At 38.2% G+C, this 18969-nt stretch carries 26 protein-coding genes; 16 read left to right on the top strand and 10 right to left on the bottom strand.

All coding sequences use genetic code 11. From position 1 onward, the window contains the following. The first annotated feature begins 47 nt into the window (after nucleotides 1-47). From P0Y49_16205 to P0Y49_16165, 9 genes are all read left to right on the top strand, one after another. Nucleotides 48-458, top strand: a complete 411-nt coding sequence (locus P0Y49_16205) for a cytochrome c maturation protein CcmE (GenBank protein ID WEK18334.1) — start codon at nucleotides 48-50, stop codon at nucleotides 456-458. 5 nt (nucleotides 459-463) lie between these two features. Continuing rightward, nucleotides 464-2932: a cytochrome c biogenesis protein CcsA gene (gene ccsA, locus P0Y49_16200; protein ID WEK18333.1), complete on the top strand. Its 2469-nt coding sequence runs from the start codon at nucleotides 464-466 to the stop codon at nucleotides 2930-2932. Nucleotides 2933-3005: 73 nt separating this feature from the next. After that, nucleotides 3006-3764 (top strand): DUF2520 domain-containing protein, encoded by a 759-nt coding sequence (locus tag P0Y49_16195; GenBank protein ID WEK18332.1) that lies wholly within the window; start codon nucleotides 3006-3008, stop codon nucleotides 3762-3764. 42 nt (nucleotides 3765-3806) lie between these two features. Beyond that, on the top strand, nucleotides 3807-4139 hold the full coding sequence (locus tag P0Y49_16190; protein WEK18331.1) for a 2Fe-2S iron-sulfur cluster-binding protein: 333 nt from the start codon (nucleotides 3807-3809) through the stop codon (nucleotides 4137-4139). 23 nt (nucleotides 4140-4162) lie between these two features. Then, complete coding sequence (gene iscX, locus P0Y49_16185; GenBank protein WEK18330.1) at nucleotides 4163-4405, top strand: Fe-S cluster assembly protein IscX; 243 nt, start codon at nucleotides 4163-4165, stop codon at nucleotides 4403-4405. A 4-nt stretch (nucleotides 4406-4409) separates the two neighbouring features. Beyond that, a complete protein-coding gene (locus tag P0Y49_16180) occupies nucleotides 4410-4937 on the top strand; it encodes an HAD-IIIA family hydrolase (protein WEK21803.1) in 528 nt (175 codons plus the stop codon). Between the two features lie 117 nt (nucleotides 4938-5054). Next, on the top strand, nucleotides 5055-5465 hold the full coding sequence (locus tag P0Y49_16175; protein ID WEK18329.1) for a hypothetical protein: 411 nt from the start codon (nucleotides 5055-5057) through the stop codon (nucleotides 5463-5465). A gap of 101 nt (nucleotides 5466-5566) precedes the next feature. Then, complete coding sequence (locus tag P0Y49_16170) at nucleotides 5567-6136, top strand: Maf family nucleotide pyrophosphatase (GenBank protein WEK18328.1); 570 nt, start codon at nucleotides 5567-5569, stop codon at nucleotides 6134-6136. A gap of 122 nt (nucleotides 6137-6258) precedes the next feature. Beyond that, nucleotides 6259-6678: a hypothetical protein gene (locus P0Y49_16165; protein ID WEK18327.1), complete on the top strand. Its 420-nt coding sequence runs from the start codon at nucleotides 6259-6261 to the stop codon at nucleotides 6676-6678. A 40-nt stretch (nucleotides 6679-6718) separates the two neighbouring features. On the opposite strand, the gene P0Y49_16160 is transcribed toward P0Y49_16165, so the two are convergent. The 6 genes from P0Y49_16160 to P0Y49_16135 form a co-directional block, all read right to left on the bottom strand. Then, nucleotides 6719-7639: an exopolyphosphatase gene (locus P0Y49_16160; protein WEK18326.1), complete on the bottom strand. Its 921-nt coding sequence runs from the start codon at nucleotides 7637-7639 to the stop codon at nucleotides 6719-6721. Between the two features lie 47 nt (nucleotides 7640-7686). Beyond that, a complete protein-coding gene (dnaJ, locus tag P0Y49_16155; GenBank protein ID WEK18325.1) occupies nucleotides 7687-8853 on the bottom strand; it encodes a molecular chaperone DnaJ in 1167 nt (388 codons plus the stop codon). 5 nt (nucleotides 8854-8858) lie between these two features. Then, the gene (locus tag P0Y49_16150; protein WEK18324.1) at nucleotides 8859-9473 is read right to left on the bottom strand and encodes a nucleotide exchange factor GrpE; all 615 of its coding nucleotides are present in this window, start codon (nucleotides 9471-9473) and stop codon (nucleotides 8859-8861) included. Nucleotides 9474-9600: 127 nt separating this feature from the next. Beyond that, complete coding sequence (locus tag P0Y49_16145) at nucleotides 9601-10284, bottom strand: ATP-binding cassette domain-containing protein (protein WEK18323.1); 684 nt, start codon at nucleotides 10282-10284, stop codon at nucleotides 9601-9603. 2 nt (nucleotides 10285-10286) lie between these two features. Continuing rightward, nucleotides 10287-10490 (bottom strand): fructose-6-phosphate aldolase, encoded by a 204-nt coding sequence (locus P0Y49_16140; protein ID WEK18322.1) that lies wholly within the window; start codon nucleotides 10488-10490, stop codon nucleotides 10287-10289. Between the two features lie 43 nt (nucleotides 10491-10533). Continuing rightward, nucleotides 10534-11553, bottom strand: coding sequence for an acyl-CoA reductase (locus P0Y49_16135; GenBank protein ID WEK18321.1), 1020 nt, complete (start codon nucleotides 11551-11553; stop codon nucleotides 10534-10536). A 77-nt stretch (nucleotides 11554-11630) separates the two neighbouring features. Between P0Y49_16135 and P0Y49_16130 the strand changes: the two genes are divergently transcribed. Beyond that, nucleotides 11631-11981: a 4Fe-4S dicluster domain-containing protein gene (locus tag P0Y49_16130; GenBank protein ID WEK18320.1), complete on the top strand. Its 351-nt coding sequence runs from the start codon at nucleotides 11631-11633 to the stop codon at nucleotides 11979-11981. Nucleotides 11982-12146: 165 nt separating this feature from the next. Here the strand turns inward: P0Y49_16130 and P0Y49_16125 are convergent, their stop codons facing one another. After that, a complete protein-coding gene (locus tag P0Y49_16125) occupies nucleotides 12147-12602 on the bottom strand; it encodes a universal stress protein (protein WEK18319.1) in 456 nt (151 codons plus the stop codon). Between the two features lie 131 nt (nucleotides 12603-12733). Here P0Y49_16125 and P0Y49_16120 point away from each other — a divergent pair, with 131 nt between their 5' ends. Together P0Y49_16120 and P0Y49_16115 are read left to right on the top strand one after the other, a co-directional pair. Continuing rightward, on the top strand, nucleotides 12734-13516 hold the full coding sequence (locus P0Y49_16120) for a C40 family peptidase (protein ID WEK18318.1): 783 nt from the start codon (nucleotides 12734-12736) through the stop codon (nucleotides 13514-13516). A gap of 63 nt (nucleotides 13517-13579) precedes the next feature. Then, the gene (locus tag P0Y49_16115; GenBank protein WEK18317.1) at nucleotides 13580-13837 is read left to right on the top strand and encodes a hypothetical protein; all 258 of its coding nucleotides are present in this window, start codon (nucleotides 13580-13582) and stop codon (nucleotides 13835-13837) included. Here the strand turns inward: P0Y49_16115 and P0Y49_16110 are convergent, their stop codons facing one another. Next, nucleotides 13838-14737 (bottom strand): WD40 repeat domain-containing protein, encoded by a 900-nt coding sequence (locus tag P0Y49_16110; protein ID WEK18316.1) that lies wholly within the window; start codon nucleotides 14735-14737, stop codon nucleotides 13838-13840. Nucleotides 14738-14892: 155 nt separating this feature from the next. On the opposite strand from P0Y49_16110, the gene P0Y49_16105 reads away from it, so the two are divergent. Genes P0Y49_16105 through P0Y49_16090 form a run of 4 tightly spaced genes read left to right on the top strand, consistent with a single transcriptional unit; the run spans nucleotide 14893 to nucleotide 17567 of the window. Beyond that, the gene (locus P0Y49_16105) at nucleotides 14893-15720 is read left to right on the top strand and encodes an ABC transporter ATP-binding protein (GenBank protein WEK18315.1); all 828 of its coding nucleotides are present in this window, start codon (nucleotides 14893-14895) and stop codon (nucleotides 15718-15720) included. Between the two features lie 6 nt (nucleotides 15721-15726). Further along, a complete protein-coding gene (locus tag P0Y49_16100; GenBank protein WEK18314.1) occupies nucleotides 15727-16503 on the top strand; it encodes a hypothetical protein in 777 nt (258 codons plus the stop codon). Nucleotide 16504: 1 nt separating this feature from the next. After that, on the top strand, nucleotides 16505-16900 hold the full coding sequence (locus tag P0Y49_16095) for a GntR family transcriptional regulator (GenBank protein WEK18313.1): 396 nt from the start codon (nucleotides 16505-16507) through the stop codon (nucleotides 16898-16900). Further along, nucleotides 16881-17567: a hypothetical protein gene (locus tag P0Y49_16090; protein ID WEK18312.1), complete on the top strand. Its 687-nt coding sequence runs from the start codon at nucleotides 16881-16883 to the stop codon at nucleotides 17565-17567. Before P0Y49_16095 ends, P0Y49_16090 begins: the two co-directional genes overlap by 20 nt. A 55-nt stretch (nucleotides 17568-17622) precedes the next feature. Here the strand turns inward: P0Y49_16090 and hisIE are convergent, their stop codons facing one another. Together hisIE and hisF are read right to left on the bottom strand one after the other, a co-directional pair. Continuing rightward, nucleotides 17623-18213 (bottom strand): bifunctional phosphoribosyl-AMP cyclohydrolase/phosphoribosyl-ATP diphosphatase HisIE, encoded by a 591-nt coding sequence (gene hisIE / locus P0Y49_16085; GenBank protein WEK18311.1) that lies wholly within the window; start codon nucleotides 18211-18213, stop codon nucleotides 17623-17625. Then, the gene (gene hisF / locus P0Y49_16080; GenBank protein ID WEK18310.1) at nucleotides 18210-18965 is read right to left on the bottom strand and encodes an imidazole glycerol phosphate synthase subunit HisF; all 756 of its coding nucleotides are present in this window, start codon (nucleotides 18963-18965) and stop codon (nucleotides 18210-18212) included. Before hisF ends, hisIE begins: the two co-directional genes overlap by 4 nt. Nucleotides 18966-18969 lie beyond the last annotated feature (4 nt).

The following is an 18969-nucleotide window of genomic DNA, read 5'->3' as shown; positions in this document are numbered from 1 at the left end:
TATATTTTTTATCTTTGTGAAGTTTCTTTTAAAATTTTATTACATCCATGAGAAAAAGTGCAATTATTGGTTTAATAACTATAGCATTGTGTGTAGGTTTCTTGGTAAGCCTTAATGCAGATACGAATACCTATTCAACCTTTAGTGAAGCTGCAAAAGATCCAAAAGAATTCCATGTAATGGGCTATTGGGAGAAAGCAAAAGGCATGCACTATGATGCAATGAAAGATGCAAATCGCTTTGAGTTTTTTATGAAAGACGAAAAGGGAAAAGTGAATAAAGTAGTATACGCAGGGACTAAACCTCAGGATTTTGAACGCTCAGAGAAATTAGTACTGATCGGAAAAATGAACGACGATACTTTTTACGCCTCCAAGATACTGATGAAGTGTCCATCTAAATATAACAACGACCTTGTAGAGGTCAAGCAGGACGGTAAAGTAGAAAAATACAAATAATTTTAATGGATATACAATTTATTGGAGAGAACCTCCTTCCCGGTAAGATCGGCCAATTTTTTATTGTTTTGGCGTTTGCCGCTTCTTTACTCTCAACTATAGCTTATTTCTTTGCTACACGAAATAAAGAAATCGGAGATCATTCATGGACGCGTATAGGTCGTATATCATTCTTAATTAATTGGGCCAGTGTAATAGGGATAGGGGCAACCTTGTTTTTCCTTATTTTAAACCACTACAACGAATATTATTACGTTTACTCTCATTCTTCAAAAGAACTTCCGGTATATTACATTGTATCTGCTTTTTGGGAAGGGCAGGAAGGAAGCTTCTGGCTTTGGGCGTTCTGGCAGTCTTTGCTGGGAGCAATACTGATCTGGAAAGCCAAGTCATGGGAAAATGGAGTGATGACAGTAGTAGCCTTCTCACAGGTATTTTTAACTTCTATGCTGCTTGGCGTACAGATTTTCGGCGAGCGTATAGGTAGTTCTCCGTTTATCTTGCTTAGGGATGCGGTAAATTTAAAAGAAATGGCACCGGTAGTCTTTGCTGACCCTGAGAACTTTAAAAACTATCTTAAATTCATTACTGATGGGAAGGGATTAAACCCACTTCTACAGAACTACTGGATGGTGATACATCCGCCAACCTTGTTCCTGGGTTTTGCCAGTATGGTTGTTCCTTTTGCGTATGCAGTTACGGGGTTATGGCAAAAACGCTATAAGGAATGGGTTAAACCTGCTATGCCTTGGGCATTATTTGGCGTAATGATATTGGGTACAGGGATTATCATGGGCTCTTTCTGGGCGTATGAAGCCTTAAACTTTGGTGGTTTCTGGGCATGGGATCCGGTAGAAAATGCTTCGATCATTCCATGGTTAACCCTAATTGCCGGCGTGCATGTCATGATCGCTTTTAAGCATACAGGTCATGCCTTTTTTACTGCAATTGTATTGATCCTCATAAGTTTTGTATTGGTACTTTACGCATCTTTCTTAACAAGAAGCGGTGTATTGGGCGAAACATCAGTGCATTCATTTACTGATCTGGGGATGTTCTGGCACCTTATTTTATATAATGTAGTATTCCTGGCTATACCTACCGGACTGCTGATCAGTAGATGGAAAGAATTGCCAATCACCAATAAAGACGAAGAGACCTATTCAAGAGAATTTTGGATGTTTATTGGTGCGCTGGTCATCACCGTGGCTTGTATTCAGGTGATATTTTCTACTTCCGTTCCAGTATTTAACCAGGCTTTTGGAACCAAGTTTGCGCCTCCAATTGATGCTATAAAATATTATAACCAGTGGCAGGCTCCTTTTGCTATTCTGGTTACCATTATATCGGGTTTTGCGCAGTTCATGAAGTATAAAAGAACTGATCCACGGAAATTCTATAGTAGCCTGATTGCTTCTGTGGTATTTTCTGTTGTAATTACAGCAGGTTTTGTATACGTCACCAGTGTTTATCATAATCTGATGTATATCCTGTTAACCTTTAGTTGCATATTCGCCATTTTATCTAATGCTAAAATATTGGGACAAGCTTTTGGTGGGAAACGTAAATTGGTTGGTGCTGCTGTAGCCCATATTGGTTTTGCCTTATTGCTTTTAGGAGCGCTTGTGGCTGCGGCTACCAATAAGCCAATTTCTCTTAATGCTACTAATTTTATTCCGGTAAAGGATTTTGAAAAAGTAGAAAAACCGGGTGAAAATATTGTGCTGTATAGAAATGAACCTAAAAAGATGGGTCGTTATACAGTAACCTATATCAGTGATACTACCATTGCACCGAATACATTCTATAAACTGAATTTTAAAGTTGTTGATGAGAAAACAGGCAAAGTAAAAGAAGACTTTGAACTGAATCCACATGTGCAGGTAAATGAGAAGATGGGATTAATTGCATCGCCTGATACCAAGCATTACCTTACCTATGACATTTACACCCACATTACCAGTGCACCTGAAAAAAAGGATTCGCATGCTGATCATGAGGGACATCGTGAGGAAGAAAACTATAAAGCACCCAGGATCGTAAATGTAGCTGAGGGTGATACACTACATACCAGTAGTGGTGTGTTAACAGTTAAAGCTTTAAACAACCAGCCTAAAGCAAAAAGTCTTGTACTTGCTCCTGGTGATTTAGCAGTAGGATTACCATTGGAAATTGACGTAAACGGTAAAATATATAAAACAGAGCCTATATTTCTGATCAAAGGAAACAATACATTTGATTTTGCACGTAACATTGATGAACTGGGTTTAAGAGTTCGATTCACTAAAGTGTTGCCTGAACAAAAGAAAGTAGAATTGCAGGTTTACGAAAAACCACAACAGGCAAAAGACTGGGTTGTATTTAAATCAATTGAATTCCCTTACATTAATCTTTATTGGGTAGGTACTATTGTAATGGTTATTGGATTTCTTATTTCTATATTTAGAAGACAAAAAGAAGCTAAGGCGGTATAGTAAAGTTATAATAAGCTTAGAAATAGCTATACTAAGACTTGCTTTGTAACCTTTAACGATTAATGTTATCCCTATGAAGATAGTTTGTATTGGATCCGGTAATGTAGCTACGCACATGGCTGGCGCTTTTAAAGAGAATGGTGCTGATATTGTTCAGGTATGGAGCAGGGACTTGGTAAATGCACAGTTTCTGGCTAATGAAACAGGTGCTCAGGCCATTTCTGATTTGAAGCTTGTTGATAAGCATGCAGACTTATATCTTATCGCAGTGAAGGATGATGCGATTGCCAAAGTAGCCAAAGAATTAAAAGAAATAAATGGCATTGTAGTTCATACTTCAGGGGCAACTGAAATAGAGGTGCTGGCCGGTTTTAAGAACTATGGCGTCTTTTATCCATTACAAACTTTTTCTAAGCAGCAGCCCTTGGATTTTATTCATGTTCCTTTGTGCCTGGAAGCAAACAGCGAAGAAAGTCTGAGCCAATTGAGGTTGATGGCAGTTAAGCTTACTCCGTTAATTTATGAAGTAGATAGCAAAAAACGGGAGATATTGCATGTTGCAGGAGTTTTTGCCTGTAATTTTGTAAATCACCTTTATCAGTTGAGCCATCAGATCATTAAAAAACATGATCTTGATTTCGAAATGCTGAGGCCTTTGATTATGGAAACAGCAGTAAAAGTGCAGGAGGCGCTGCCCGAAGCGGTGCAGACCGGACCAGCAATACGTAATGATAAAAAAACGATATTAAAACACGAAGAGCTCCTGAAAAGATCGCCACACTTGCAGGAAATCTATAAAAATTTAAGCAATAGCATTAAAAAATCACATTAATCATGTAATTGCGATTTTTGGTGCTTATTTTTGAACCAGATTATGAGTATTTTTAAGTTAAAGATAAATTTTGAAGAACAGGGAAAAGAAACAGTTGAACTACCTATTGCCGGCGGAGAGTCTGTTTTGGATGTCTGCCTTGATCATGGAATAGAATTACAGCATAACTGTGGCGGTGTATGCGGCTGCAGTACTTGTCATGTTTATGTGAATAAAGGAATGGATAACATCCAGGAAATTTCAGATAAAGAAGAAGACTTTATCGATAGGGCCGTTCGTCCAAGAATCACTTCCCGTTTAGGCTGCCAGTGTGTGGTGATTGATGGTGATATTGAAGTTACCATCCCGGATCAGTCGGAATTTTTAGGCCATTAATTATAAAATATAAATAGAAAAACATGCAAGATAAGTTTGCCCTCCCAATATATTGGAACGACCATGAAGATATTGCTCAGGAATTATATGAGAAATTTGGTGATGATTTTAATGAAGCCAAAATATATCGTATCCGTTTCACGGAGCTATTAGAATGGATATTGTCGTTGCCTAATTTTAAAGGAACAAAAGAAGAAAGTAATGAAGGACATCTGGAGCAAATCCAGTCGGCCTGGGTTTACGAATGGAGAGATAACCAGAAATAAACGGATGTTTCTTGAGCAACTAAAGCACATTACAACCCTCATCTTTGATATTGATGGTGTATTAACTAACGGTGATATCATCGCGTCTGACTCGGGCGAGTTTTTACGAACATTTAATATCAAAGATGGCTATGCACTTCAGCTTGCTGTGAAAAGAGGTTATCATGTTTGTATTATATCCGGTGGCAAAGGCGAGGCTATGCAGAAACGATTTGAAGGCCTTGGTATAAACAATATTTTTTTAGGTGTTTCTGATAAGGTTGCGGTCTACAACAGTTTATGTGCCCAATACAATATCAATGCTTCCGAAGTGCTTTACATGGGGGATGATATTCCCGATCTTAAAATTATGCAGCTGGTAGGTATTGCAACCTGTCCGGCTGATGCCGTTCCTGAAATTAAAGCGATCTCACAATATATTTCTCCTTATACCGGTGGTAAAACTGCTGTAAGAGACATCATAGAAAAGGTACTTAAAGTACAACAAAAGTGGTTTGACGAGAATCCATCCGCTGCCGATTCGGGCAAATAATCAATATTTTTCATTGCAACAATTATGTTACATAAATAGGTTAAACCTATTTGGGCTTTGCCGTCTCTAATAGCTGAGCTTACAATAGCTCATAACCTTTAAACAAAATATAAACTGATGAAAAAAGTACTGATTATCTGCGGACTGTTATTTAGTGTAATGACATTTGCAAAAGCACAAGATGGCGAACGTAAAATGCCAACTCCTGAAGAAAGAGCCGAAAAGGGCGCTGCTCAACTGACTAAAAAGTTAAACCTTAGCGATGACCAAACTTCAAAAGTTAAAGCTATCCTTTTAGATCAAGCAAAATCTATGAATAAAGTGCGTGAAGAAAGTAAAGGCGATAGGGAAGGAATGATGGCTAAAGTGAAAACTATTAACGAAGAAAACGATGTTAAAATCAATGCTTTATTAAATGATGATCAGAAAAAAGCTTATGTAGCCTATAAAGAGGAGCGGATGAAAAATATGAGAGCAGGCGGTGCAGGTGGTGGTAGAGGTCAAGGTGGCGGCGGCGGTGGCCAGTAATCTTTAAAATATTATAAATAATGAAGGCGACTTAAGGTCGCTTTTATTATTTTCGCCCCAAATGTAATGGACCTTACCATTACCAAATAAAAATAAGCATCATGTTTCAGCAAAAACTCCCTATTATTCTTGCCTCAAAATCACCACGTCGTCAGGAACTACTTAAGGCCATGGGATTAGATTTTAAAGTGGTATTGAAGGATGTGGATGAAAGTTATCCGGAAGGCTTAACTCCGGCAGAAATAGCTGTTTACATTGCTGAAAAAAAGGCTGCTGCTTTTACTGATGTAAGTGCTGATAGCATTGTGATCACTGCTGATACGATTGTGGCTTATGGCGGTGAGATTTTGGGTAAACCGGCTGACAAAGCTGAAGCTATTGCAGTGCTTACTAAACTTTCAGGATCCGTACATCAGGTGTACACAGGTGTGAGTTTAAGTTATGCCGGTAAAATGCATTCTTTTTATGATTTAACTGAAGTAGTTTTCAATACGCTTTCTGCTGATCAGATTGAATATTATGTAAGTAATCACAATCCCTATGATAAGGCAGGTTCTTATGGGATACAGGAATGGATTGGATTAGTTGCAGTAGAAAAGATCATTGGTTCTTATACCAATGTAATGGGGCTGCCTACTGAAAAACTATACAAAGCCTTATCTGAGCTTTGATGGCTTGATTTTATCTGGTTTTTCTAATTTTCAAAAGAACAAAACAAAAGGTCAGCTGCTATGTTTTGAGATTGAAATAGTTATATGGTATACTATGGATTTCAAAAACTAATTAAAATCAGATGAAAAAGTTATTGATTGTTTGCGTATTGTTATTTAGTATGATAACACTCGCACAGGCACAAAGTGGTGGCCATAAAAAAATGGCTAGTCCCGAAGCAAGGGCCAAAATGAGTGCTGAAAGGTTATCCAAAAGGCTTGATTTGAACAAAGATCAAAGAACCAGGATCGAGGATATTTATTTGAATGAGGAGATGGCGATGGCTACTGCACGTAAGGAAAATATGAATGATAATACAGCTAAAATGGCTGAAATGAAGAGAATTCATGGTGAAGCTGAAGAGAAAATCACTAACGAGTTAACCGAGCCTCAAAAACAAAAATATGAAGCCTGGAAAATGGAGAACAAAGGACACATGAAAAAACATATGAAAAAAGGCATGAAAGAAAAAAAGCCAGCGACTACGACTCCGGCTATGTAATGGCAGTAAAAGCGACTCAATAGTCGCTTTTACTGTTTATTTATCTTTCTGTATGAGATGATACAAGTTCATACAAAACACCCATCTTTAAATCGTAAGTAGAAAGGCTTATGGTTTTGATCCCACAATTAGCGATTACATAATTAGTGATTAAAGCTGCGATAACAATCATATCTACCCGTAGGGCAATCAGATTAGGCATGATTTCCCGATCTGCATGAGTCGAAGCAATTAATGAAGCTGCAAGCTTGTGGTAACTATTAAGATCAATAGGGGCTGATTTAACAGTGTTTAAATCAATACTGGGATCAATCATGCCTGTAAAGCTTTCGAAGGCGCCAGCAGATCCTACAAGGTGTTGAGGTTTATAGATAGCACAAGCTGCTTCCAGCTCTTGTAGCGTATCTTTTAAATGATCTAGAATAGCCGATTGATCTGCCTGACTAATTGGATCGGAATGGAAATAAGCCTGAGTTAAACGGGCTGCACCAATGTTGTAACTCGCTTTCCAAAGTATCCCATCGGCATTCGCTATTATAAACTCAGTACTTCCACCACCAATGTCCATAATCAATGAGGTGGTCTGTATTGCACCAGTAGCTTTCACCCCCTTAAAAATATAGCTAGCTTCCTGATCTCCACTGATTACTTTGATGTCAATTCCGGCATCCGTTTTTGCAACATTGACAAAGTCGACTCCATTGGCCGCGCTGCGGACCGCTGATGTTGCAGTAGCTTTAACTACATCAACCTGATGTTTTATGATTTCCTGCTTAAAATCCTTAAGCGTTGCGATACCTCTTTCGAAAGCTTCAGGAACAATAATATTTTCATTAATGCGTCCTTGGCCTAACCTAACCGGTTCATTTGTCTTGAATAATACATTTACCCCAGTGGCCGATATTTCGGCAATGATAAGGTGAAAAGTATTTGTGCCAAGATCAATAATAGCAGCAATCATATTTAAATTTTAGGGTGTAAAAAAGGCCGCAATTAAGCGGCCTTTTATTATTCGAAATATTCTTTCATTTTCTCAAAGAAACTCTTGTCATTCTTACCTGGTTGAGGTTTGAAGTTTGGAGAGTCTCTCAGTCTCTCTAAAATGCTCCTTTCCTCTGAACTTAAAATTTTAGGTGTCCATATATTTACGTGGATGATTTCATCACCACGATGATAAGAGTTGATTTCAGGAATACCTTTTCCTTTTAAGCGTAATAGCTTCCCGCTTTGAGTACCCGGTTCAATTTTGATTTTGGCTTTGCCATCAATAGTCGGTACTTCAGCACTATAACCTAAAGCCGCATCAACAATAGAAACATGTAAGTCATAAACAACATTGTTTCCTTCGCGTTTCAGACTTTCGTGAGGGATTTCTTCAATCAGTATAATCAGATCGCCTGGAATACCGCCACTAGGAGCTGCATTTCCTTTTCCGCTCATGCTCAATTGCATGCCATCACTTACCCCTGCAGGGATATTAATAGTAATGGTTTCTTCGCCTCTCACAATACCTTCACCATGACATGAACCACATTTTGCTGTGATCTGAGATCCGCTTCCATTACAGGTAGGGCAGGTAGATGTCGTTTGCATTTGTCCCAAAATGGTATTGGTTACTCTGCGTACAGCGCCACTACCACCACAGGTTTTACAAGTACTTACCGACGAGCGGTCTTTAGCACCGGTACCATCACAGGTTTTGCAGACAATCTGTTTGTTTACTTTTATCTTTTTCTCAGTGCCATTGGCAATTTCTTCGAGCGTAAGTTTTACTTTAATGCGCAGATTGGTGCCTTTTACAACACGTCGGCCACTGCGTGACTGCTGGCCACCGCCAAAGAAGCTTTCAAAAGGACTGCCACCGCCTCCAGAACCGAATATATCTCCAAACTGGCTAAAGATATCTTCCATGTTCATTCCGCCACCACCATATCCGCCTCCAGAAGCACCGCCAACACCAGCATGGCCATAATGGTCATAACGCTGTTTTTTTTCAGGATTACTTAAAATCTCATAAGCTTCAGCCGCCTCTTTAAATTTATCTTCGGCTGATTTATCATCCGGGTTTTTGTCCGGGTGATACTTAATGGCTAGTTTACGGTAAGCCTTTTTAATCTCGTCAGCAGATGTGTTTCTGGATACACCAAGCACATCATAATAATCTCTCTTGCTCATAAATATTAACTACCTACTACAACTTTAGCAAAGCGTATAACTTTGTCATTTAAGGTATATCCTTTTTCCAATTCGTCTATTACTTTTCCCTTCATTTCTTCAGTTGGAGCAGGGATTTTAGTAATGGCCTCATGGTAATCCGTATCAAATGGAGTATCGATACTTTCTATTTCTTTAAGACCTTTTTGGGCCAATGTACTTTTTAATTTGGTATGCACCAGATTTACACCTTCACGGATCGAAGCGATATCTGTAGCATTTTCCATTGCTTTATTCGCCCTGTCAAAATCATCCAACAAAGGCAATAAAGAAACAATCACATCTTTACCTGCTGTTTGTAACAGCTCTACACGTTCTTTTTGTGTACGACGTTTATAATTGTCAAACTCTGCAAACAGACGCAGATATTTGTCATTTAAAGCAGCATTTTCTTGTTGCAGTTTTTCTTCTGCTGTTGGTTCAGGTGCGGTTTCTGCAGCTGCTTCTTGTTCAATAGGAGCTTCAGTATTCGCTTCTTTAGCATTTTCTATCAATTGTTCTTCAGCATGACTTTCTGCTGCAGCATCTTGATTTTGCATATTTGTCTCTTTATTATCGTGTTTTTTCTTCTTGCTAAACATAGTATAGTAGAATTTTTGGTTATAAACTCAAAAGGTTTGCCAATAGGAAATATCCGTCATGCTGTCAGTTTTAATCGGGAAACTTGGAACAGAATGGCCGAATCAGAAAATTTTGTCAGAAATTGTACTAAACAATCTGCGCGTCTTCATGAATTATACCGCTCTCACATTTTATAATCCGTGATGGGAATGTTCTGATGATGTGATAATCGTGTGTAGCCATTAAAACAGCAGTTCCACTCTGACTAATCTGCTTCAGTAGCATTACAATTTCTTCAGAAGTATCAGGATCTAAATTTCCCGTTGGTTCATCAGCCAGAATAATTTCAGGATTGTTTAATAGTGCACGTGCAATAACTACACGTTGTTGTTCACCACCTGAAAGTTCATGAGGCATTTTTTTAATTTTAGAGCGCAGGCCAACTTTTTCAAGCACGTCTTTAATTCGCTCACTAATTAGGTTCTTGTCTGTCCAACCTGTAGCTTTAAGTACAAACTCAAGGTTCTTATCAATAGTCCTGTCTGTTAGCAGCTGGAAGTCTTGAAATACAATACCCAATTTTCTGCGTAAAAAGGGCACCTCCTTATTACTCAGTTTTTTTAAATCAAAACCAGCTATTTGTCCATCACCATTACCAATGTGAAGATCGCCATAAATGATTTTTAGCAAACTACTCTTTCCAGAACCCGTCTGACCAATTAAAAAAACGAATTCACCTTTATCGATATTTAGATTTACGTTCGACAAAACCAGATGCTTTTGCTGAAATACATCTACATTTTTTAAATTTATAACTGTGCTCTCTGTCATGTTTAGATATCTAATTTAGCAATTTGTCCAAAAGGCAAATCATTTACAAAATTCATAATGTATGGTAACTTATCGCTTAAGCCAAGCTTGTCTAGCGATTTATCTGGTCTGTCGACTCTAAAATAAGCCAGTAGGGTAAATTTATCGTCCCTTAACTGCACATAATCCGGAATCTTGGCAATGCCTTTTACTTTAATAACATACATCGCTCAAAAATAGTGTTTCAAAATGAGAAACAAGGCATGTACGTTATAGTGAGTTTAGAAAATCTATTGTATTTACATTATCTGCATAGTCCCACAGCTTTGGCCTCTGGCTTTGCCCAAAAGCCAATATTGCTGTATCCAGTTTTAATGGAGCATTACTAACTATACATTGAATATCCTCAGCTTTATTTCTGAGCAGTTCCTCCAGTTGTTCAAGATTTGTATATGTTTCATAATATAAAACAGCTAGCGGTGAGGAAAGACTTTCGTCTTCGGTTAACAATAAAAAGCCATTGTCGTAATGATGCTTTAGGTTTACCAGATAAATAGATTTGTTATAATCGTAGTTGTTGTTGTATTTAAAATGATTAATGATGTCTTTGAAATTCCCTATAGGTTCAAAAAAGTTTTTGATATCATAATCTTCAGGAATATACAATTTAGAGACATTTCTGCAGCCTAAACCAAAGTAATCAAATATATCATGTCCTAAAAGCGCTAACTCTTCCTTACGCTCATTTCCGGTAATTACAGCAACACTATTTCTGTTTTTTCTGATAATATTTGGTCCTTTACCAAAATAATAATCAAAATATCTTGATGTATTGTTACTTCCCGTTGCAATCACAGCATCAAAATCCTTCAATCGGTCAACATACACAATGTGGTCTGCCAGCAAAGGTTCAATCTTAATTAACTCAGTAAGTAAGGCAGGTAGCAATTTGTCATCGGCAGAGGATAGTTTAATTAAAGCGATATTTCCAGTGGCGAGCACAGAAATCACATCGTGAAAGCCAACCAGTGGTATATTACCAGCCAGGATTAAACCGACTTTTTTTGGCGTATCACTTACCCTAATGCTTTTAAACCAGGTTTCAAGATCTTGTTGATTGAGCATCTGATGCAATGCATGTAAAGCTTTTTGTACCTCAGCCACAGTAAACCATGCATTGTTATTTGATGCAGATAAGATTAGATTTTTAAATGCTTCGCCAGGTTCAACGATGAAGTCGCTTAGCTTTTTAAATGCAATAATTAATTTTTCGCTATTAAGGATTGGCATAATTCCAATGATTTTAAAGTTTATGTGTTATATTTGCTGTTGCAAAGTTAAACTTAGCAATAGATATAGACGAAGACATGGCTATTAAAATAACAGACGAATGCATTAACTGCGGAGCATGTGAGCCTGAATGCCCAAATAATGCAATTTATGATGCAGGCACAGCCTGGAGATTTTCAGATGGTACCAACTTAAATGGTATTATTGATTTTGGAGGTAAAGAAATGGACGCGGAAAGTGCACAGGATGCATTGTCTGACGAAATTTATTATATTGTTTCCGATAAATGTACGGAATGTAAAGGCTTTCATGATGAGCCTCAGTGTGCAGCGGTATGCCCTGTAGACTGTTGCGTTGATGATGAAGATGTACGTGAAACTGAAGAAGAACTTTTGGCTAAAAAAGCCTGGTTACATCAGGAAAACTAATTCTACAAGACTATAATAAAAAGCCAACTCTTATAAGGGGTTGGCTTTTTTTATGTTTTGCTGCGTTGGTGGTAAGGCTTTGGTAGGGCAATGGCCCCGACAAGGCCCCAGCAACACCCCGGTAATGCCCCGGCAAGGCCCCAGTAATTATGGCCGCTTATTTTGTTAAGCCTTTTCTTCGTATTTATTCGGAATGATCAGTACTGGACAAGCAGATTTTCTGGCAACATGTTCTGCCACGCTTCCCATCAAAAAATGGTAGATGCCAGTACGGCCGTAAGTTCCAATCACAATCAGATCCGAACCCCACTCGTCAGACTGCTTAATAATTCCATGCGCAGCACTGTCAACTACACTAAAATAGGAGGTTGCTATTCCCAGGCCAAATTTCGTTTCTATTTCTTTTAATAGCACGTGACTATTTTCTTCACTGTTGTCGTAGGCTTCTAAAAAAACGGGAGCGAGGGTCAGATCCGGATTAATGTTGGCCGGGATAGGTTCGATAATGTTAACCAGTGCAACCTCCGCACCAAAGGTTTTTGCCAATTCATAGCCCGTTTTGGCTGCTTTTTCTGAACAGGTGCTATTATCTACGGCAATTAAAATCTTTTTGAGGTTCATGGTGTTTATCTTAAAAGGTTAATATTATGTCATCATTTGAATCAATCGTTGCAATTAAAAATAAATGATGCCCATGAAAGTAACAAATTAACACCATAAAAGTTTATTTTTATAGCATTGATTTTATCATTATGGAACAACAGTTTGGTATTTGCAGGGTAGCTGTAGCGCCTTTAAGAGCAGGGCAGTCGGATAAAGCCGAGATTGTATCTCAGCTTCTGTTTGGTGATCATGTAGTAATACTTGAAAAAACGGAGAAATGGTGGCTGATACGCAATGGTTATGATGGTTACGATGGTTGGATGGATTATAAGCAGCTAGGTAGCTTAAATCATGAACAGTTTATGAAAAACCAACACTGTGATCACCTGGCTCCAGCGCAGGTTGCAAATACTATTATTGCTGCTGATGGTAGTAAATATTACCTTTCTGCAGGTAGCAATTTACCGGCTTATGCCGATGGGTGTTGTTATCTTGGGGACGAGAAATATGAAATTGCTTTTTCGCCAAAGGTGATAGAATCGAATACATCGGCGGAGGAACTTGTAACTACAGCTAAATTTTTTCAAAATGCGCCTTATTTATGGGGTGGCCGAACCATATTTGGTATAGATTGCTCTGGCTTTGTTCAAAATGTATTTAAATTAAATGGTATAAAGTTGTTGCGGGATGCGTGGCAACAAGCAGAGCAGGGTACTGTGGTGGATTTTTTACCAGAAGTAAAGACTGGTGATTTAGCTTTTTTCGATAATAGCGAAGGACGTATTACCCATGTAGGGATAATGTTGAATTCGGGAGAAATCATCCATGCTTCAGGAAAAGTAAGAATAGATCCGATGGATAACCAGGGGATTTATAACGCTGAACTGGGTAGGTATACCCACAATCTAAGAATTGTAAAGCGCCTTATTTAGGGCTGTTTTTAACTTAGTTTAACTTTCGTGACGTTGAGTTGCTGATTTAATTGTATTAGTTTGATGGAATTAACGATTTGTTGCCCTATCCCGGCAGGTTGTTCTTATGAGAATAAAATGCAAAGCTTTTGGGGAGTGGAAACACATAGGGAGTACTTTAAACACAAAACATCAATTTTCTGTACCAGGTTAAAAAAGGGAAGTTATACTTTCACAGTGCAATTGATGCCAAGGTATTCTGGTAATTATGTCCTAAATCCGGCCAAAGCCGAAATGATGTATTTTCCGGTATTTTATGGTAGGGAGGATATGAAAGGGTAGCTATAAAGTAAACTCCCATATCATTACTTGTCTGTCATCACCTGTCGAAATCAGATATTTGCCATCAGCACTCCAGATCATTTTATTGATAGAATGAAAATGACCTGGAGTGTTTTTTTCTAAACTGAGTATTTTGTAGAGTTTAAAACTTTTGCTATCCCATAGTTTAATACTTTTATCCTGACTGCAGGTTGCAAAATAGGGTAGTGTAGGGTGAAACACAATACCGTAGATACTAAACATGTGGGCGGGTACACTATTGCTCAATATGTAATCTGGCAAGCTCCATACTTTTAGTTGTGCATCTCTGCTACCCGAAATCAAGTAAGTGCCATTAGGCGCGTATTGTAAAGCTGTAACCGCAAATTTGTGTCCTTCAAGCTCTTTAATCAGGGTGTAATCATCAGAGTTGTATATCCTGATGATGCCATCCTTACAGCCTAATGCTACTTCTTTTTCATCATTGCTCAGAGCAATTGTCCGCACTGTATTTTGTAGTACCTGGAAATTATATAGTAGTGTAAAGTCTTCTAAAGACCATACTGCCACAGTACCATCTTCTCCGGTACTTATGATTTCATGCTTATGAGCAATAGTCTTTACATCAAAAACACCTTTTTGGTGATAGCTTAATGTCGCTTTTACTTTCTGCTCCAATAAATCAAAGACCAGGATTAACCCGCTTCTTTGTGCCACAAAAAGTAAGTCTTGATAAGTATGTAAAGCATAAACGGAGCTTTGCACAGGTAAAATTACCTTTACAAAAGACATGGTATTCAACGACCATTCTACCACACCTTTATCATTACCGGCACTAAAGAAGGCATCTTTTTGATTAGAGTTGGCCAAAGCATAAATTGGGTTCTGGTGTCCGCTAAGGGTATGGAGATGTGTAATCATAAGAGAATGAGAATTGCTTTAGGCAAAGATGCTGAATAATTTAATGCCTACATGTAAGGTGTTTTGTAAAATTATTTTAAAATAAAATTGGAAAAGAGAAATACTTCAATAGATTTGTGGTGTATTAAGTAACTAATACACTAAAACGCTTTAACATGATAGAATTATCTAATTTAACATTTGGCTACAGTAAAAAATCATTGCTGTTTAAGAACCTGAATTTGAAATTGGAGGCTGGCCATATTTATGGTTTGCTAGGGAAGAATGGGGCAGGAAAGTCAACATTGTTAAAAAATCTGGTCGGACTTGTTTATCCCAATGAAGGGAGCTGTTTGGTGAATGGCTATAATGCTTCCGATCGGCTACCCTCTTTTTTACAAGAGTTGTTTTTTATTCCTGAAGAATTGTATTTGCCGGATGCAACGGTGATCAAGTACATGGAAAACACAGCCCATTTTTATCCCAGGTTTAACCGGGATCAGTTTTTTAAAATACTGAACGAATTTGAGGTGCCAGATAATAGCATGTTTAAAAGCTTATCACTGGGGCAACAGAAGAAGGCAATGATTGCTTTTGGTCTGGCTACAAATACGACATTGGTTATTATGGATGAGCCGACCAATGGCTTGGACATCCCCTCTAAAGCTCAGTTCCGTAAAATTATAGCTTCTGCTTTAACCGATGAAAGATGTATTATTATCTCTACCCATCAGGTAAGGGATTTGGAGAATTTAATCGATAGTTTAATTGTCTTACATGAGCAGGAGGTTCTACTCAACCTTTCTTTGGATCAGATTTCTGAAAAGATTCGATTTAGTACAGCAGCACAGGCGGAACCTGATTGGATTTTGTATCAGGCTGATGGTATAGGGGTAAATACAATCAGTGCTTATCCAGATCTAGAATCAGGGAAGGTAGATATTGAATTACTTTTTAATGGACTAATATTATCCAATCACGCTTTAATTGAAGCTTTAAAATAACGACACATGAACAATATTTTTAATTTGCAGCGTTTTATATGGCTGTTTAACAAGCATAGTAAGGAGACTTATAAAATCTATTTAGCTAATGTCGTGCTATTGATCGGTTTTTTGGTAGGTGTTATGAGTTATTCCGCTTGTTTTGAGGATTTTGGTGTCCGTACTCAGGAGCATATCTTTTGGTCTTTTTTAATTAGTGGTGGTGCTATCTTCTGCAACGTGTCTGCATTTGTTAATCTTAGAGATAAAAATAAGGCCATTTCTACGCTCACGCTTCCTGTGTCGAGTTTTGAACGGTTTTTAGTTAACTGGATTTATACTTTTTTGATATTTCAGTTGGTGCTTATTGTTTGTTTTTATGCAGTAGATATGACCGTTCTTAGTGTGATTAACAGAAATTCGGTGTTTGCTACACCAATGATTGATTTGACTTCCAGCTATATACCTCCTTACGATGTGTTTTTATGCTTCAGTTTTCTTCATGCACTATATTTTCTAAGTGCAGCAACTTATTATAATTATGATATTGTGAAGGGGCTGTTGTTGTTGTTAGGTTTCGTGATCGCACTGGTACTTTTTAATCTGGGTTTAGCTCATTTGCTGATAGGTGGAAATGCGACGACGCACTTACCATTTACACAAATTTCTATCCGGGAAGGACTTTCTGATTATGATCTGGAAGACGGAACCTTGAGGCGGATATTGGCGACGTCAATAGGATGGATCAGTACTTTCTTACTCTGGGCTGCAGCTTATTTTAAACTTAAAGAAAAACAAATATAAAATGGATTTCAGGGAGAATGAGGCGATCTATCTACAAATTGCAGATTATGCAGGGGAGAATATTCTGCTGGGTAAGTGGGCGCTAAATGAAAAGATTTCCTCAGTTCGCGATCTTGCAGTAGAACTCCAAGTCAATCCAAACACCGTGATGCGTGCCTATGAATTTTTACAGAGCAAGGAAATTATTCAGAACAAGCGGGGTATTGGTTTTTTTGTCGATGGCCAGGCGAAACTAAAAATTAAAGCTTATCGCAAAGAACGTTTTCTGGGGCAGGAATTGAATACGTTTTTTAAAAATCTATGCTTATTGGGGATTAGTATGGAAGAAATAGAATCCCGTTTTAAAACTTTTACGTTACTTAACGATAATCCAATAAATGATGAAAACAAGCAATAAAATAATCCTGTTAACTGTATCGATTATTTTTGGGTCCTTAATACTTTATAATTTTAAACTGAAGGCACTTTATGAAAGTAAGAGTTACAGAGGGCGGTTCTACGATATGGACTATGTAGCTATTGCAGGTATTAGAGCAATAGATCTGCAATCCGCAAATCATATCAGTATCCAGATTGAATATGGGACTAAGGAAGGTTTATGGGTGGCAAAAGCATTGAAGGATAAGATTAAGCTTATTGCTGTTGGGGATAGCCTTAAGCTAGGTTTTGCAGATGAAACCAAAGCACCAAATAATAAAGATGTCTTTTTAATCCTGATTACCAAAGACATGAAGCGAATTGTTGCTACACATACAGATCCGAAAAGAGATGCTGCTGTGAGTGCGAGCAAAATGAGACTTAAAGGCTTTAATTTATCAAAATTAGCGTTAAAGGTAGCTGCTGATACTGAATTCTATTTTGAGAATGTCCGGGTAGGTACGCTAAATGCGATTGTAGGTGGAGATAAATATGCAGGTAAGGCAGAGTTGATATTGCCTTTTAACAGTACAATTAACGAAGCCAATTTTAATATTGGAATTAATGGCTCAGTTAATTTGCGGGGGGCTAAAGTTCTAAAAATGCAAAGTACAGTTGCGAATACTAAGGTTGTAACTTCCAATTAAGGTTTTTTAGTAAACACAATGGCCCATGAATCAAAGGCCATTGTGTTTACTGAAATTATTTCTTGTGTCTACCTTCTAAATTCAAACCAATATCTGCAAGGGTTTTTCCTTTTTCCCTTAACAATACCAGCAAGTGAAATATCAAGTCAGAGCTTTCATTTACAAAATCAACATCAGTCTCATTCAGCGCAGCAATAACTGTTTCCACACCTTCTTCACCAACTTTTTGCGCTATTTTGTTTAGCCCTTTGCTACGCAGTTTATTTACATACGATTCCTGGGAAGGGTTTTCGTACCTGTCTTTAATGATTTGTTCCAGTTCAAAAATAAAGTTCTGGTTGTAGTCAGTTTTAAAGCAGCTGCGGGAACCGGTATGACAAGTAGGGCCGACCGGTGTTGCCTTAATCAATATCGTATCATTATCACAATCAATGTGCATTTCCTTTACAAAAAGGAAGTTGCCACTCTCTTCACCTTTAGTCCACAAGCGGTTTTTGCTGCGCGAAAAGAAGGTTACCTTACCTTCGGCCTGTGTTTTATCCCATGCCTCCTGGTTCATATAACCCAGCATTAAAACCTCCAGGGTTTGCTCATCCTGTATAATTACAGGTACCAAACCCTGTGTTTTTTCGAAATCTATCTTCATAACCTTACCGGTATGTTGTGTTTTTTTAATTCTTCTTTTAAAAGCGGAATAGGGATTTCACCGAAATGAAAAACTGAAGCCGCCAATGCTGCATCTACTCCGGTTTGTAAAAATACCTCTGTAAAATGCTCAACCTTTCCTGCACCACCAGATGCGATAACAGGGATATTGATAGATCGGGCTATCTTATCCAGTAGCAGGCAATCAAACCCATTCTTTGTACCATCATGATCCATTGAGGTCAATAATATCTCTCCGGCACCTAAGCTTTCAGCTTTAAGGATCCAGTCTTCCGTTTCCAGTTCGGTAATTAAACGGCCGCCATTTAAATGTACCATATTCCTACCATCAACCAGTTTAGTGTCAACTGCAAGTACTACAAATTGCACTCCAAAAGCTTTTGCCAAATCCTCAATCAACTGCGGGTTTCTTACTGCAGCGGAGTTGATGCTGATTTTATCGGCACCTGAGTTTAATAGCGCTTCAGCATCCGCAACAGAGGTAATCCCACCACCAATAGTAAAAGGGATGTTCAATTGTCTGGCAACAGATTTTACCATCTCAATGGTTGTTCCTCTGCGTTCGTGGGTCGCTGTAATGTCCAGAAAAACCAGTTCGTCAGCACCTTGTTGTGCATATTGCCAGGCCAGTTCTACCGGGTCGCCGGCATCCTTCAGGTCAACAAAGTTTACTCCTTTAACCGTTCGCCCGTCTTTTACATCCAGACACGGAATAATACGTTTACTCAGCATCGGG

The organism is Candidatus Pedobacter colombiensis (assembly GCA_029202485.1).
GTDB classification, from domain to species: Bacteria; Bacteroidota; Bacteroidia; order Sphingobacteriales; family Sphingobacteriaceae; genus Pedobacter; species Pedobacter colombiensis.
The sequence above is the reverse complement of the archived record's forward strand: the minus strand, read 5'-3'. Positions and strand labels throughout refer to the sequence as shown.

Excerpts from the sequence above, each read along its gene's own strand:
- P0Y49_16205 (WEK18334.1), top strand. The coding sequence starts at position 48 with ATGAGAAAAAGTGCAATTATTGGTTTAATAACTATAGCATTGTGTGTA.
- ccsA (WEK18333.1), top strand. The coding sequence starts at position 464 with ATGGATATACAATTTATTGGAGAGAACCTCCTTCCCGGTAAGATCGGC.
- P0Y49_16195 (WEK18332.1), top strand. The coding sequence starts at position 3,006 with ATGAAGATAGTTTGTATTGGATCCGGTAATGTAGCTACGCACATGGCT.
- P0Y49_16190 (WEK18331.1), top strand. The coding sequence starts at position 3,807 with ATGAGTATTTTTAAGTTAAAGATAAATTTTGAAGAACAGGGAAAAGAA.
- iscX (WEK18330.1), top strand. The coding sequence starts at position 4,163 with ATGCAAGATAAGTTTGCCCTCCCAATATATTGGAACGACCATGAAGAT.
- P0Y49_16180 (WEK21803.1), top strand. The coding sequence starts at position 4,410 with ATGTTTCTTGAGCAACTAAAGCACATTACAACCCTCATCTTTGATATT.
- P0Y49_16175 (WEK18329.1), top strand. The coding sequence starts at position 5,055 with ATGAAAAAAGTACTGATTATCTGCGGACTGTTATTTAGTGTAATGACA.
- P0Y49_16170 (WEK18328.1), top strand. The coding sequence starts at position 5,567 with ATGTTTCAGCAAAAACTCCCTATTATTCTTGCCTCAAAATCACCACGT.
- P0Y49_16165 (WEK18327.1), top strand. The coding sequence starts at position 6,259 with ATGAAAAAGTTATTGATTGTTTGCGTATTGTTATTTAGTATGATAACA.
- P0Y49_16160 (WEK18326.1), bottom strand. The coding sequence starts at position 7,639 with ATGATTGCTGCTATTATTGATCTTGGCACAAATACTTTTCACCTTATC.
- dnaJ (WEK18325.1), bottom strand. The coding sequence starts at position 8,853 with ATGAGCAAGAGAGATTATTATGATGTGCTTGGTGTATCCAGAAACACA.
- P0Y49_16150 (WEK18324.1), bottom strand. The coding sequence starts at position 9,473 with ATGTTTAGCAAGAAGAAAAAACACGATAATAAAGAGACAAATATGCAA.
- P0Y49_16145 (WEK18323.1), bottom strand. The coding sequence starts at position 10,284 with ATGACAGAGAGCACAGTTATAAATTTAAAAAATGTAGATGTATTTCAG.
- P0Y49_16140 (WEK18322.1), bottom strand. The coding sequence starts at position 10,490 with ATGTATGTTATTAAAGTAAAAGGCATTGCCAAGATTCCGGATTATGTG.
- P0Y49_16135 (WEK18321.1), bottom strand. The coding sequence starts at position 11,553 with ATGCCAATCCTTAATAGCGAAAAATTAATTATTGCATTTAAAAAGCTA.
- P0Y49_16130 (WEK18320.1), top strand. The coding sequence starts at position 11,631 with ATGGCTATTAAAATAACAGACGAATGCATTAACTGCGGAGCATGTGAG.
- P0Y49_16125 (WEK18319.1), bottom strand. The coding sequence starts at position 12,602 with ATGAACCTCAAAAAGATTTTAATTGCCGTAGATAATAGCACCTGTTCA.
- P0Y49_16120 (WEK18318.1), top strand. The coding sequence starts at position 12,734 with ATGGAACAACAGTTTGGTATTTGCAGGGTAGCTGTAGCGCCTTTAAGA.
- P0Y49_16115 (WEK18317.1), top strand. The coding sequence starts at position 13,580 with ATGGAATTAACGATTTGTTGCCCTATCCCGGCAGGTTGTTCTTATGAG.
- P0Y49_16110 (WEK18316.1), bottom strand. The coding sequence starts at position 14,737 with ATGATTACACATCTCCATACCCTTAGCGGACACCAGAACCCAATTTAT.
- P0Y49_16105 (WEK18315.1), top strand. The coding sequence starts at position 14,893 with ATGATAGAATTATCTAATTTAACATTTGGCTACAGTAAAAAATCATTG.
- P0Y49_16100 (WEK18314.1), top strand. The coding sequence starts at position 15,727 with ATGAACAATATTTTTAATTTGCAGCGTTTTATATGGCTGTTTAACAAG.
- P0Y49_16095 (WEK18313.1), top strand. The coding sequence starts at position 16,505 with ATGGATTTCAGGGAGAATGAGGCGATCTATCTACAAATTGCAGATTAT.
- P0Y49_16090 (WEK18312.1), top strand. The coding sequence starts at position 16,881 with ATGATGAAAACAAGCAATAAAATAATCCTGTTAACTGTATCGATTATT.
- hisIE (WEK18311.1), bottom strand. The coding sequence starts at position 18,213 with ATGAAGATAGATTTCGAAAAAACACAGGGTTTGGTACCTGTAATTATA.
- hisF (WEK18310.1), bottom strand. The coding sequence starts at position 18,965 with ATGCTGAGTAAACGTATTATTCCGTGTCTGGATGTAAAAGACGGGCGA.